The following is an 11,138-nucleotide window of genomic DNA, read 5'->3' on the forward strand; positions in this document are numbered from 1 at the left end:
GGAGCCGCGTCGATCTGGTCGTAACGCTTGTATTCGCCGAAATACTTGGTGATCGCAGCCGTCAGCGACGTCTTGCCGTGATCGACGTGGCCGATCGTGCCGATGTTCACATGGGGCTTCGTACGCTCGAATTTACCTTTTGCCATAGTCTCTTTCCTTGGACGGCCTGGACCTTCAGTTCAGTCGAATGCGGGGCGATTAGCGAGAAAGGCCAAAAAACACAAGCGTCTTTTGGCCGGGCGCCATATCACCCGGGCCGAACCGCTGATCCGATTGCGGGGTATGGCGCTGATATAGGAACGCGATACGCGAAATGAAATGGGCGCGAGGCCGGTCCGGCAGCACCACTTGCGCGATGCTTCGGCCCGCCAGTCCTGTCGAAAATCCGGGCCGCTCATGGCCCATTGCGGCACCGACCCATCTCTGGTTTCCTGCCTGGATGGATTTCATCCCGACTGCCATTCGCGGCCCGCTGTTCATGATCGTCTCGACCGGATCGTACCTGGTCAACGATACCATGATGAAGCTCGCCACGGCGGGCTTGCCGTCCTACGAGGTGCTGTTCCTGCGCGGCGCGGCGGCGACGCTCTGGGGCTTCCCGCTTTTGTTCCTGCTGGGCTACGGCAAGCAGATCCCGCTGATCTTCGACAGGCGCGTGCTGCGCCGCAACCTGCTCGAGCTGGCGGCGATCCTCTGCTACGTCGTGGCGCTCGCCAACATGCAGATCGCCGATTCCACGGCACTTGGCCAGATCACGCCGCTTCTCATGCTGGTCGGCTCCTCGATCCTGTTCGGTGAGCGCATCGGCGGTCAGCGCATGGCGCTGATCGGGCTCGGTTTCATCGGCGCGCTCATGGTGGCGCAACCGACCATGCAAGGCATTTCCGTCTATGCCCTGCTTGCGCTCGGCAACGCGGCGCTGTCGGCCGCGCGAGACCTTACCGGAAGGCGGATTCCGGCTGAGGTGCCGGGAATGATCGTGGCCATCTCGGCTGTCGTCGTGGTGCTGGTTGGCGCCGGTGCGGCGCATCTGGTCTCCGAGCACTGGATCATGCCCGAGGCCTATCATCTGCTGCTGATGGCCGGCGCCGGCTTCTTCCTGATCTTCGGCCACTTCTTCATCTTCATGGCCTATCGCGTCGGGCCGACCAGCGCGGTGGCGCCATTCTACTACTGCTTCACCGTCTGGGCGGTCATTTCCGGCCTGCTGGTGTTCGGCCAGTTCCCCAATACGCTGGCGGTTTGCGGCATCCTGCTGGTGGTCGGCAGCGGGCTGACGATCGTGTCGCTGGACCAGCGCAGACGCAGGCTCGGCATCGTCGCCTGAGGCCCACGCCGCGCCCCGGTTGCGAAGGCAGAATGGATCGTCTATGCGGGCGGTGTCGTCTATCCAGCCTAAACGTGATCAGCCAAGGGAGCAGCCCATGACCGATTTTGACCAGGACAAGCGCTCCGAGGCCGAGCGCAAGGCCGCCATTCGGCATTCCCTTGTCGGATGGGCGGTGTTCATCACCGGGACCGTGATTTTCTTCGTCGCCGCCGACGCCATCCTGATGCCATAGCCGCATCGATGCCCGGGCCGGCTCGAAGCCGGCCTTGGCCTGCAGCCAAGTCAAACCTTCAAATTGTGCGGCGCCTGTCTAGAGCGTCCGGTTGCCGCTGAACTGATGGTACGCCCACAGCACGACCACCGCGCCGATCACGGCGACGATCAGGCTGTAGATGTTGAGGCCGGTTACCCCAGACGCGCCGAAGGCGCTGAAGATCAGACCGCCGACAATGGCGCCGACGATGCCGAGCACGATATCCATTATCACGCCCTGACCGGTCTTGTTGACGATCTTGCTGCCGATGAAGCCGGCGATCACGCCGAGAATGATCCAGCTGATGATACCCATTTTTTCCTCTCCATCCCCCGCGGGGCCAACATTTTCATATGATTGTCAAAAGCTCAAGCCAGCTTGAAATTCCGCCCGGATGCGCCATTGTTGAAACCGGGCTGGGCTTGGTTGAGATGGAGGATCCACTATGGGACTTTTTGACAACGCCGTCCCCGGCGGCAACATCACCAAACCGCTGATGATCGCGCTCGGCGCGCTTCTGGTCGGGAAAATGCTGAGCGGCAGAAGCGCTGAGCAGCCGGACCAACCTCAGACGCCAGCGCCGGCCGACCCGGCCACGACCACCGCCAGTGACGGTGGCCTGCTCGGTGGCCTTGGCGGACTGCTGGACAAGCTGAAGGACGCCGGCCATGGCAATGTCGCCGATTCCTGGGTCGGCACCGGGCAGAACCAGTCGATCAACGCGAATGATCTGGGCGCAGCACTTGGACCGCAGGTGATTCACGAGATCGCGCAGCGGACGGGCCTCAACGAACAGGAATTGCTGCAGCAGCTGTCGACGGCACTACCCGGCATCGTCGACAAGCTGACACCCAATGGCCAGGTGCCGCAGCAGCACCAGGTCGCATCCGCCTTCAACGGCTGAAGCACGGAATGCCGCATCCCTGAAGCGCCGCGCCCTTGTCGCGCGGCGTTTCACCTTGGCAACGGTATGGAATGGAAATCTGGAGCGGGTAGCGGGAATCGAACCCGCATATTCAGCTTGGAAGGCTGCTGCTCTACCACTGAGCTATACCCGCGCCTTGCACTGAAGTACCGGATTCATCCGAAAGGCGCCATGCGCTTTTCGTCTCCGATGCTTTTATCGTTTCAGGGCTTCCGGGCCGGCAGTGGTGGAGAGGGTTGGATTCGAACCAACGTAGGCTAAGCCAACGGATTTACAGTCCGTCCCCTTTAACCACTCGGGCACCTCTCCAGTCTGCCGCCGGAGCCATGCAACGAGGCATTCACGCCGATCCCGGAGCCCGAGATAGAAGTCTTGTCCGAAATCAGCGAAGCGCCTTATGGCGGCAAGGCCAGTGGGTGTCAACCGCGCAGCAAGCGTTTTTCGAACTTGTTCGCCGACTGCGTCACCCGGCCATATCCATGACCGCGGCGCACGGCTATAGAAGCCAGCCATGAGCAACAAGACCCACACGCCGAAAGACACTCATTACGCCAAGCTGCGCAGGGCGCATCGCGACGAGAAAAGCGGTGGCGCGCCGGAGTTCCGGCCGCGCCAGCCCGTGCCGCCGGGCGAAAACGCGGCCGACGGCCTGGTGCGGCTTTATGGCCTGCATACGGTGCGCGCCGCGCTCGACAATCCGCGCCGCCGCATCAGCAAAATGCTGGTGACGCGCAACGCCGCCGAGCGTCTGAATATTGCCGACCTCACCGCCCTGCCCTTCAAGGCGGAACTGGTCGAGCCCCGCGACATCGACAAGATCACCGGATCGGACGCGGTGCATCAGGGCGTGCTGATCGAGGCGGAGCCGTTGAACCCCAAGCGCCTCGACGCGCTGGGCGAGGCAAGGCTGGTGCTGGTTCTCGACCAGGTCACCGATCCGCACAATGTCGGCGCCATCCTGCGATCGGCGGTTGCCTTCGGCGCCGGCGCGCTGATCACCACGGCGCGCCACAGCCCGCAGGAATCCGGCGTTCTGGCGAAATCCGCCTCCGGTGCACTGGAACATATCGACCAGGTCGAGGTGAAGAACCTTGCCGATGCGCTCGGCCAGCTGCACGAGGCCGGCTTCCAGACCATCGGGCTTGATTCGGATGGGCCGGCGGAACTCGAAACGAGCTTTGCCGGTGACAGAATAGCCCTCGTGCTCGGCGCCGAGGGCAAGGGCCTGCGCCAGAAGACGCGCGAGACGGTGACGACGCTGGCGCGACTCGACATGCCCGGCGCCATCCGTTCGCTCAATGTGTCGAACGCGGCGGCTGTCAGCCTCTATGCCGCGCGGGCCTTCCTGAAGCGCGGTTAGGCCAGGGACACGAGTTGATCCTGAAACGAGAGCGGGTTCAGGCGATCAACGCCGGAACCCGCTCTTCAACAGGGAAAGAGTTGGCGGCTTGGGAACGTTGTGCCGCCCTCTCCTGACCTATGCCGCCTTATCTTTGACTTCGGCGGCTTCACCGCCGACCTCGAAATTGGCCATCCGCTCCAGCGCGCGAACAAGCGCCGAATGATCCTCCTTGGCGCCGCCATTGGCCGCGCAGGAGTTGAACAGTTGCTGTGTGGTCGAAGTGTTGGGCAGCGACACGCCGAGCGCTTTCGCGCCCTCGAGGGCAAGGTTCAGATCCTTCTGATGAAGTTCGATGCGGAACCCCGGCGCGAAAGTGCGCTTGACCATGCGCTCGCCATGCACTTCGAGAATGCGCGAGGCCGCCAGCCCACCCATCAAGGCCTGCCTGACCTTGGCTGGATCGGCGCCGGCTTTCGATGCGAAAACAAGAGCTTCGGCGACGGCTTCAATGGTGAGCGCGACGACGATCTGGTTGGCGACCTTGGTGGTCTGGCCGACGCCATTCGGGCCGACCAGCGTAATGTTCTTGCCCATCTTCTCGAACACGGGCTTTGCCCGCTCGAACACTTCTTCATCACCGCCGACCATGATGGTCAGCGACGCCGCCTTGGCGCCGACTTCACCGCCAGAAACCGGGGCGTCGAGATAGTCACAGCCGAGCTCGTTGATTTTCTTTGCGAATTCCTTGGTCGCGATGGGCGAGATCGAACTCATGTCGATGACCAGCTTGCCTTTGGCCAAGCCGGAGTCGACACCGTTTTCGCCGAACAACACGTCGGCCACCTGCGGCGTGTCGGGCACCATGGTGATGACGATGCCGGCGACCTTGGCCACAGCGTCATGACCGGTGACGATTTTCAGTCCCTTGCTGACGAGATCGACCGGTGGCTTGGAGCGGTGGTCGCTGGTGACGACGGGATAGCCGGCATCAAGCAAATGTCCCGCCATTGGTGCGCCCATAATGCCGAGACCGATGAAGCCTATGGTTTCCATTGTTTTTTCTCCAGAGAATCTTAGCTCGAATTTATCGGAAGGTGGCGCTGCCCCTCATCCGCCTGCCGGCACCTTCTCCCCGTATAGAGATGGGGAGAAGGAAGCTCTTAGGCCGCAGCGCTCCCCTGCCCGGCCAGATCCCGGAACCAGCCCAAACCGGCATCCGTGCCGGCCTTCGGCTTGTATTCCGCACCGATCCAGCCGGCATAACCGATGCGGTCGATGTGGTCGTAGAGGAAGGGATAGTTGATCTCGCCCGTCCCCGGCTCGTGACGGCCGGGATTGTCCGCAAGCTGGATATGCGCGATGCGGCCGAGGTTTGCCTCGATCGTACGGGCGAGATCCCCCTCCATGATCTGCATGTGGTAGATGTCGTATTGCAGGTACAGGTTTTTGGAGCCGACGCGATCGATGAGCGCCAAGGCCTGGTCGGAATAGTTCAGGAAGAAGCCCGGGATATCGCGCGTGTTGATCGGCTCGATGAGCAGCCGGATGCCGGCCTGGTCAAGCTTCTCCGCCGCGAAGGCAAGGTTCTCGGCAAACACATCCTCCAGCACCTTGCGGTCTGCGCCGGCCGGCGCGATGCCGGCCAGGCAATTGACCTGCTGGCAGCCCAGCGCCTGCGCATAGGTGATCGCCTTGGCGACACCCTGGCGGAATTCCGGCACGCGGTCCGGCAGCACGGCAATGCCGCGCTCGCCCTTGCCCCAGTCGCCGGCGGGCAGGTTGAACAGCACCTGCGTCAGGCCGTTCTTCTTCAGCCTCGCGGCCACCACCTCGGGCGCATGGTCGTAGGGGCCGATATATTCGACGCCCTTGAAGCCGGCGCGGGCGGCGGCATCGAAGCGGTCGAGAAAATCATGCTCTCCGAAGAGCATCGAGAGATTGGCTGAAAAACGTGGCATTCTTTTTCTCCTAATCCAACATCACGATCGCGGTCGGGGCATCTTCCTGATGTTCGGCAAGTTCCTCGAATTCGGTGATCTTGTCGATCTCGGTACCCATCGAGATATTGGTGACGCGCTCGAGGATGAATTCGAGCACGACAGGGACCTGGTGCTCCCTCATCAGCCGCTGCGCCTGTTTGAAGGCGCCCGCGAACTCTTCCGGCTTGCGCACCCTGACCGCCTTGCAGCCCATCGCCTCGGCGACGGCGACGTGGTCGACGCCATAACCAGCCTCCGGATCGTCTGATCGGTTGATGTTCTCGAAGGCGAGGCTCACCTCGTAGTCCATGGAGAAGCCGCGCTGCGCCTGCCGGATCAGGCCGAGATAGGCGTTGTTCACGACGACATGGATGTAGGGCAGCTTGTGCTGCGCCCCGACAGCCAGTTCCTCGATCATGAACTGGAAATCATAGTCGCCCGACAGGGCAACGATCGTGCGCTCCGGATCGGCGGCGCGCACGCCGAGTGCGGCCGGCAACGTCCAGCCGAGCGGGCCGGCCTGGCCGCAATTGATCCAGTTGCGCGGCTTGTAGACATGCAGGAACTGCGCGCCGGCGATCTGCGACAGGCCGATCGTGGTGACATAGGTGACGTCGCGGCCGAACGCCTTGTTCATCTCCTCATAGACGCGCTGCGGCTTCAGCGGCACCTGGTCGAAATGCGTCTTGCGCTTCATGGTCTTCTTGCGGGCCTGGCATTCCCTGGCCCAGCCCGACCAGTCGCGCAGTTTTCCAGCCGTCTTCCACTCGGTGGCAACGTCGAGCAGCATCTTCAGCGCCGCACCCGCATCCGAGACGACGCCGAGATCCGGCGCGAAGACACGGCCAATTTGAGTGGGCTCGATGTCGACATGGATGAATTTCTTGCCCCGGGTGTAGACATCCACCGAGCCGGTATGGCGATTGGCCCAGCGGTTGCCGATGCCGAAGACGAAGTCGGCTTCCAGCATCGTCGCGTTGCCGTAGCGGTGCGAGGTCTGCAGGCCACACATGCCGGCCATCAGCCGGTGATCGTCGGGGATGGCGCCCCAACCCATCAGCGTCGGGATGACCGGCACACCGGTGATCTCCGCGAATTCGATCAGAAGATCGGATGCGTCGGCATTGATGATGCCGCCGCCGGCGACGATCAGCGGCTTTTCGGCTGCATTGAGCATGGCCAGCGCCTTCTCGGCCTGGGCGCGTGTCATTGCCGGCTTGAACGGCGCCAGGGGCTCATAGGCGTCGATGTCGAACTCGATCTCGGCCAGTTGGACGTCGACCGGCAGGTCGATCAGCACTGGCCCGGGCCGCGAAGAGCGCATCAGGTGAAAGGCCTTCTGCAACGCCATCGGCACCAGATAAGGCTCCATGACGGTGACCGCCCATTTGGCGACGGGAGCGGCAATGGCCGCGATGTCGACCGCCTGGAAATCTTCCTTGTTCAGCCGGGCGCGCGGCGCCTGGCCGGTGATGCACAGGATCGGGATGGAATCGGCTGATGCCGAATAGAGCCCGGTGATCATGTCGGTGCCGGCAGGGCCCGACGTGCCGATGCAGAGCCCGATGTTGCCGGCCTTGGCCCTGGTGTAGCCCTCGGCCATGTGCGAGGCGCCCTCGACATGGCGGGCCAGCACATGGCGGATGGTGCCCCTCGCCTTCAGGGCCGAATAGAGCGGGTTGATCGCCGCGCCCGGCACGCCGAAAGCACAGGAAATACCTTCCTTTTCGAGAACGAGAACGGCGGCATCGACAGCGCGCATCCTGGCCATTTTCCGGGCCTCCACAGGGTTGTCATTGTTGGATGGCCCGTTATCTCAGCAAGCCGGCTATTTTTCAATTTTTTCAAAATATTTTTTCATTTCTAGAAAAGTTGGCTTAAGTGCTGAATTCAAATGGTTTTCCGTTTTCCAGTTATTTTGTTGCGCCGCACAATGAAAAACTTTTTCATTGCCTGTTTGCGCTGAATTGCCGACAATGAATCGATGGAAACCGCCGAGAAACGCCAGCGCGGCCGGCCCCGCGCCTTCAACGGCCCCTCCGAGGCCGGCTCGGTGCAATCACTCGACCGCGCCTTGCGCATCCTGGCCATCGTCGCCGAGGGCAGCGGCCTGTCGCTCAGCGAGATCGCGGCGCAAAGCGGACTGGCCGCATCCACCGCCTATCGCATGCTGACGACATTGCAGAACCACGGCATGGTCGAATTCGACACGAGTGACCAGTTGTGGTCGATCGGTGTCGAGACCTATCGCATGGGCGCGGCGTTCCTGCGCCGCCGCAAGCTGGTCGACCGTGCCCGCATCGTCATGCAGGAGTTGATGGAAAGGACAGGCGAGACCGCCAATCTCGGTGTTGCGGAGGATGATTGCGTGGTCTTCGTCAGCCAGGTCGAGACGCATCAGGCGATCCGCGCCTTCTTCAGGCCGGGAACGCGCAGCCCCTTCCATGCCTCCGGCATCGGCAAGGCGGTGCTGGCGCATCTCGATCCCGAGCGCGTCGGAACCATATTGCGCAAGGCCGGCCTGCAGCGCTTCACAGACAGGACGCTTTCGGACATCCCTGCCCTGGCGCATGATCTGGCCGCCATCAAGCGGCGCGGCTGGTCTGTCGACGACGAGGAACGGCACCCCGGCATGCGATGCGTGGCCGCCGCGATCTTCAACGAATTCGGCGAGCCTATTGGCGGCGTGTCGGTGTCTGGCCCCACCGTGCGTGTGACGCCCGAGCGGCTCGCCGAGATCGGGCCGATGGTGCGCAACGCGGCGGCTGAGGTAACAAGGATGATCGGCGGCATGCAAGCCGGCTGATCAGCCGGCTCCCGGCAACGCGCTCCTGGTCGCAATATCGAAGAAATCGAGCAGTATAGCCATGCCGACTCCGCAGGCGGTGAAGATGAGGCCGGTCATGAAGATGCGGTTGGCGCGCTCATAGACACGCCGCTGCAGGGAGTTGACGTCTAGCAGCAGCGACAATGCCCGCATCTGCAAGGCGATGCCGGCCAGGATCGGCAGGACGGCGACAAGATGATAAGCCCGCCACGGAATCGGATTGGCGGCCCAATGGGTGATGAAGCCCAGCGAAAACGCCAGCAGGATGCCGACAGTGGTAACGGTGCCGTTGCGAAAAACCGTCTCGATCAGATCTTCGCTCAAATCTTTCTTGGGGTCCTGCTCGTCCAAGCCACCCTCCCCTTCGTTGGCGCTCGAATGAGAAGACTAGACGTTCGCAAAATCGCTGTACACCGCCGGCGGCATGGACTCCGCCTTTCCTGGCGTTCGAATGCATGCGAAAGGGCACGGATGCGGAAAACGGTCCAGATTCTGCTTACCGCTTCACTTTGCGGATGCGTGGCGGCGGCACCTCGGCCTGATGCCGGCGGCGGCCAGCGCGTTACTCCCATTCCAATCTCGCTCGCCCTCGAGGAGATCATCACCACGGGCGTCCGGCAGCACCTTCAGGACCCCGTGTCCGCCAAATTCGGAACAATGGCCGCTGGCCAGAGGACGTCCGATGGCCACCAGGAAATAGTGATCTGCGGTTATGTCAGCACAACTGAAGCCCATAGCGACGGTGGATCGTTTTTGGCCAAGGTCTACCCGGACGCCGGCAGCAACTTCGAGCTCGTTGCAATGAGCGGTCAATCGCCGAATGCCGACCTTGTCATCGACACTGCCTGCCGAGCAGCCGGATTGCCGCTGCCTGCCGCCGGTTCGAAGGCCCATGCCTAGGCGGGGCTTCCGGCATAAAACAGAAAAGAGGCCCGTGCGGGGCCCCTCTTCTGTTTGCCGAGACAGTTCCCTCGCTTAGAGGTGGCAGTAATGCTGGTAGCCGTCATAGCCGATGTAGGTGTTGGTGTCTGGATCGTAGCTGCCGTAGCGGGCCATGCAGCGGCGGACATGCCAGGAGCCGTCGTAACCGCCTTCATCGACATAGACGGTGCGGGGCTGTTGCTGGGCAAGCAGGCTGCCCAAGACGAACCCGCCGACGCCGGCGGCGATGCCGATGCCAAGATCGTGGTTGTGGTGATGCAGGGGATGAGCCGCCGAAGGCTGAACAGTACCGGCCAGCATGGTGGCGGCGACGGTGGTGGCGACAAGACCGGAAACGAGTGTGCGCTTGAACATGATGATCTCCTTGCTTCGTTGACCGAGGCGATCCATCCGCCTCTTGATCATCTGTCGTTACGGCAAGGAAAAAGGTTCGAACCGCTTTCTGATTTTTTTGCGGGCCCCGCACGATATCTCTCCAAGCCCAGGTTTTTCCGCTACGGGGCACAATCCGGAAAGGGCCAGACAAAACGCAAAACAGGGCAGCCGAAGCCGCCCTGCTCAGGAGAAATGGGGTCGTCCATCAAAGGAGAATGATCACCTTGCCATGCTTGTGGTGATGATGGTTGTGGTGCCACCACCAGAACTTCTTGTGGTGATTATGATGGTGATGGTGGTGGTGATGATGGTGGTGGTGCATGCCGTGAGCCGAGGACGACTGGACGGTGCCGGCAAGCGCGCCGGTGGCGATGAAGATGGCGACGAGGCCCGATGTCAGAGTGCGCTTCAACATGATGATCTCCTGGATCCTTGATCGAGGCGACCCATTCGCCTCTCGGGAGATCAGTCGGCACGGCGCGGAAAAAGGTTCGACGGAGTCGGTAGATTTCTGGCAGTAGGCAGTAGGCAGTAGGCAGTAGGCAGTAGGCAGTAGGCAGTAGGCAGTAGTGAAATTGCACCATGCGCATAAAGGCGATGCAACCCCATGCATCTATCTCAGACGGACTAACCCCTACTCCCTACTCCCTACTCCCTACTCCCTACTCCCTACTCCCTACTCCCTACTCTCACCCCATACCGGTGACGTGGCGCAGCCAGAAGGCCAGCGCGATGAAGCCGATGATGGTGGTGATGCCGGTCCAGTCGACATTGGCGTTCCTGACGTCCCTGACAACCTTAACCAGCAGCATCCAGGCCACGATTACGAGCGGCAAGATGATGACAAACCTGATCACGCGACAGCCTCCTCGCTCAAGCGATTGCACCTGACGGGCATATAGGAAGCGGGCTGCCGGTTTTCAGCACACGGCTGGGAACCGTCGCAAATTGCCGGCCGGGCACTGAAAACAGAGTTTTGTCTTTACTGGCGCGGCAAATATGCTAACGGGGCGCCAGTGCCCTTGTAGCTCAGCTGGTAGAGCAGCGGTTTTGTAAACCGAAGGTCGCGGGTTCGATTCCTGCCGGGGGCACCAGCTTTCAAGATGTAAGCCGTTCTATTGCCTGCATAATTTGGCGCAGCTCAGAGTGCCGACTACGCCGCCGG

The 11,138-nt window shown here is 61.9% G+C and carries 16 protein-coding genes and 3 tRNA genes; 7 read left to right on the forward strand and 12 right to left on the reverse strand.

Going from position 1 to position 11,138, the window contains the following annotated elements; genetic code table 11:
- Positions 1-146, reverse strand: a 146-nt coding sequence (locus tag FFS37_RS28850; RefSeq protein ID WP_232375805.1) for a GTP-binding protein, incomplete at its 3' end; no start/stop codon positions are given.
- 293 nt (positions 147-439) lie between these two features.
- Between FFS37_RS28850 and FFS37_RS28855 the strand changes: the two genes are divergently transcribed.
- Positions 440-1,327 (forward strand): DMT family transporter, encoded by an 888-nt coding sequence (locus tag FFS37_RS28855; protein ID WP_137934372.1) that lies wholly within the window; start codon positions 440-442, stop codon positions 1,325-1,327.
- Between the two features lie 97 nt (positions 1,328-1,424).
- Positions 1,425-1,562, forward strand: coding sequence for a hypothetical protein (locus FFS37_RS28860; protein WP_232375801.1), 138 nt, complete (start codon positions 1,425-1,427; stop codon positions 1,560-1,562).
- Between the two features lie 78 nt (positions 1,563-1,640).
- Here the strand turns inward: FFS37_RS28860 and FFS37_RS28865 are convergent, their stop codons facing one another.
- Positions 1,641-1,898: a GlsB/YeaQ/YmgE family stress response membrane protein gene (locus FFS37_RS28865; protein WP_137934374.1), complete on the reverse strand. Its 258-nt coding sequence runs from the start codon at positions 1,896-1,898 to the stop codon at positions 1,641-1,643.
- A 130-nt stretch (positions 1,899-2,028) separates the two neighbouring features.
- On the opposite strand from FFS37_RS28865, the gene FFS37_RS28870 reads away from it, so the two are divergent.
- Positions 2,029-2,487 (forward strand): YidB family protein, encoded by a 459-nt coding sequence (locus tag FFS37_RS28870; RefSeq protein WP_137934375.1) that lies wholly within the window; start codon positions 2,029-2,031, stop codon positions 2,485-2,487.
- An 80-nt stretch (positions 2,488-2,567) separates the two neighbouring features.
- On the opposite strand, the gene FFS37_RS28875 is transcribed toward FFS37_RS28870, so the two are convergent.
- Both FFS37_RS28875 and FFS37_RS28880 read right to left on the reverse strand, forming a co-directional pair.
- A tRNA-Gly gene (locus FFS37_RS28875) sits at positions 2,568-2,641 on the reverse strand.
- A 91-nt stretch (positions 2,642-2,732) separates the two neighbouring features.
- Positions 2,733-2,817, reverse strand: a tRNA-Tyr gene (locus FFS37_RS28880).
- Between the two features lie 202 nt (positions 2,818-3,019).
- Between FFS37_RS28880 and FFS37_RS28885 the strand changes: the two genes are divergently transcribed.
- Positions 3,020-3,868: a TrmH family RNA methyltransferase gene (locus FFS37_RS28885; protein WP_137934376.1), complete on the forward strand. Its 849-nt coding sequence runs from the start codon at positions 3,020-3,022 to the stop codon at positions 3,866-3,868.
- Positions 3,869-3,985: 117 nt separating this feature from the next.
- Here the strand turns inward: FFS37_RS28885 and FFS37_RS28890 are convergent, their stop codons facing one another.
- From FFS37_RS28890 to FFS37_RS35870, 4 genes are all read right to left on the reverse strand, one after another.
- Positions 3,986-4,903 carry a 2-hydroxy-3-oxopropionate reductase gene (locus FFS37_RS28890; RefSeq protein WP_137934377.1) on the reverse strand — a complete coding sequence of 306 codons (918 nt, stop codon included), beginning with the start codon at positions 4,901-4,903 and terminating at the stop codon, positions 3,986-3,988.
- 107 nt (positions 4,904-5,010) lie between these two features.
- Positions 5,011-5,808: a 2-oxo-tetronate isomerase gene (otnI, locus tag FFS37_RS28895; RefSeq protein WP_137934378.1), complete on the reverse strand. Its 798-nt coding sequence runs from the start codon at positions 5,806-5,808 to the stop codon at positions 5,011-5,013.
- 10 nt (positions 5,809-5,818) lie between these two features.
- Positions 5,819-7,600, reverse strand: a complete 1,782-nt coding sequence (gcl, locus tag FFS37_RS28900; protein ID WP_137934379.1) for a glyoxylate carboligase — start codon at positions 7,598-7,600, stop codon at positions 5,819-5,821.
- Between the two features lie 57 nt (positions 7,601-7,657).
- On the reverse strand, positions 7,658-7,888 hold the full coding sequence (locus tag FFS37_RS35870; RefSeq protein WP_171026468.1) for a hypothetical protein: 231 nt from the start codon (positions 7,886-7,888) through the stop codon (positions 7,658-7,660).
- On the opposite strand from FFS37_RS35870, the gene bhcR reads away from it, so the two are divergent.
- Complete coding sequence (bhcR, locus tag FFS37_RS28905; RefSeq protein ID WP_137934380.1) at positions 7,814-8,635, forward strand: HTH-type transcriptional regulator BhcR; 822 nt, start codon at positions 7,814-7,816, stop codon at positions 8,633-8,635. The two genes, FFS37_RS35870 and bhcR, sit on opposite strands and share 75 nt — an antisense overlap.
- On the opposite strand, the gene FFS37_RS28910 is transcribed toward bhcR, so the two are convergent.
- On the reverse strand, positions 8,636-9,007 hold the full coding sequence (locus FFS37_RS28910) for a hypothetical protein (protein ID WP_137934381.1): 372 nt from the start codon (positions 9,005-9,007) through the stop codon (positions 8,636-8,638).
- A 120-nt stretch (positions 9,008-9,127) separates the two neighbouring features.
- On the opposite strand from FFS37_RS28910, the gene FFS37_RS28915 reads away from it, so the two are divergent.
- Positions 9,128-9,556, forward strand: a complete 429-nt coding sequence (locus FFS37_RS28915) for a hypothetical protein (protein ID WP_137934382.1) — start codon at positions 9,128-9,130, stop codon at positions 9,554-9,556.
- A 75-nt stretch (positions 9,557-9,631) separates the two neighbouring features.
- On the opposite strand, the gene FFS37_RS28920 is transcribed toward FFS37_RS28915, so the two are convergent.
- The 3 genes from FFS37_RS28920 to FFS37_RS28930 all read right to left on the reverse strand — a co-directional run bounded on the left by FFS37_RS28920 (position 9,632) and on the right by FFS37_RS28930 (position 10,830).
- A complete protein-coding gene (locus FFS37_RS28920; RefSeq protein WP_137934383.1) occupies positions 9,632-9,952 on the reverse strand; it encodes a BA14K family protein in 321 nt (106 codons plus the stop codon).
- A 226-nt stretch (positions 9,953-10,178) separates the two neighbouring features.
- Positions 10,179-10,388, reverse strand: a complete 210-nt coding sequence (locus FFS37_RS28925; protein WP_137934384.1) for a hypothetical protein — start codon at positions 10,386-10,388, stop codon at positions 10,179-10,181.
- A gap of 274 nt (positions 10,389-10,662) precedes the next feature.
- Positions 10,663-10,830 (reverse strand): hypothetical protein, encoded by a 168-nt coding sequence (locus FFS37_RS28930; RefSeq protein WP_137934385.1) that lies wholly within the window; start codon positions 10,828-10,830, stop codon positions 10,663-10,665.
- Between the two features lie 161 nt (positions 10,831-10,991).
- Between FFS37_RS28930 and FFS37_RS28935 the strand changes: the two genes are divergently transcribed.
- Positions 10,992-11,067 (forward strand) — tRNA-Thr (locus FFS37_RS28935).
- The last annotated feature ends 71 nt before the right edge of the window (positions 11,068-11,138 follow it).

It is taken from the genome of Mesorhizobium comanense (assembly GCF_005503535.1).
Classification (GTDB): Bacteria; Pseudomonadota; Alphaproteobacteria; order Rhizobiales; family Rhizobiaceae; genus Mesorhizobium; species Mesorhizobium comanense.

What these genes read in the sequence shown, in the direction of transcription:
- FFS37_RS28855 (WP_137934372.1), top strand. Translation starts at nt 440, where the DNA reads ATGGATTTCATCCCGACTGCCATTCGCGGCCCGCTGTTCATGATCGTC.
- FFS37_RS28860 (WP_232375801.1), top strand. Translation starts at nt 1,425, where the DNA reads ATGACCGATTTTGACCAGGACAAGCGCTCCGAGGCCGAGCGCAAGGCC.
- FFS37_RS28865 (WP_137934374.1), bottom strand. Translation starts at nt 1,898, where the DNA reads ATGGGTATCATCAGCTGGATCATTCTCGGCGTGATCGCCGGCTTCATC.
- FFS37_RS28870 (WP_137934375.1), top strand. Translation starts at nt 2,029, where the DNA reads ATGGGACTTTTTGACAACGCCGTCCCCGGCGGCAACATCACCAAACCG.
- FFS37_RS28885 (WP_137934376.1), top strand. Translation starts at nt 3,020, where the DNA reads ATGAGCAACAAGACCCACACGCCGAAAGACACTCATTACGCCAAGCTG.
- FFS37_RS28890 (WP_137934377.1), bottom strand. Translation starts at nt 4,903, where the DNA reads ATGGAAACCATAGGCTTCATCGGTCTCGGCATTATGGGCGCACCAATG.
- otnI (WP_137934378.1), bottom strand. Translation starts at nt 5,808, where the DNA reads ATGCCACGTTTTTCAGCCAATCTCTCGATGCTCTTCGGAGAGCATGAT.
- gcl (WP_137934379.1), bottom strand. Translation starts at nt 7,600, where the DNA reads ATGGCCAGGATGCGCGCTGTCGATGCCGCCGTTCTCGTTCTCGAAAAG.
- bhcR (WP_137934380.1), top strand. Translation starts at nt 7,814, where the DNA reads ATGGAAACCGCCGAGAAACGCCAGCGCGGCCGGCCCCGCGCCTTCAAC.
- FFS37_RS28915 (WP_137934382.1), top strand. Translation starts at nt 9,128, where the DNA reads ATGCGGAAAACGGTCCAGATTCTGCTTACCGCTTCACTTTGCGGATGC.
- FFS37_RS28920 (WP_137934383.1), bottom strand. Translation starts at nt 9,952, where the DNA reads ATGTTCAAGCGCACACTCGTTTCCGGTCTTGTCGCCACCACCGTCGCC.
- FFS37_RS28925 (WP_137934384.1), bottom strand. Translation starts at nt 10,388, where the DNA reads ATGTTGAAGCGCACTCTGACATCGGGCCTCGTCGCCATCTTCATCGCC.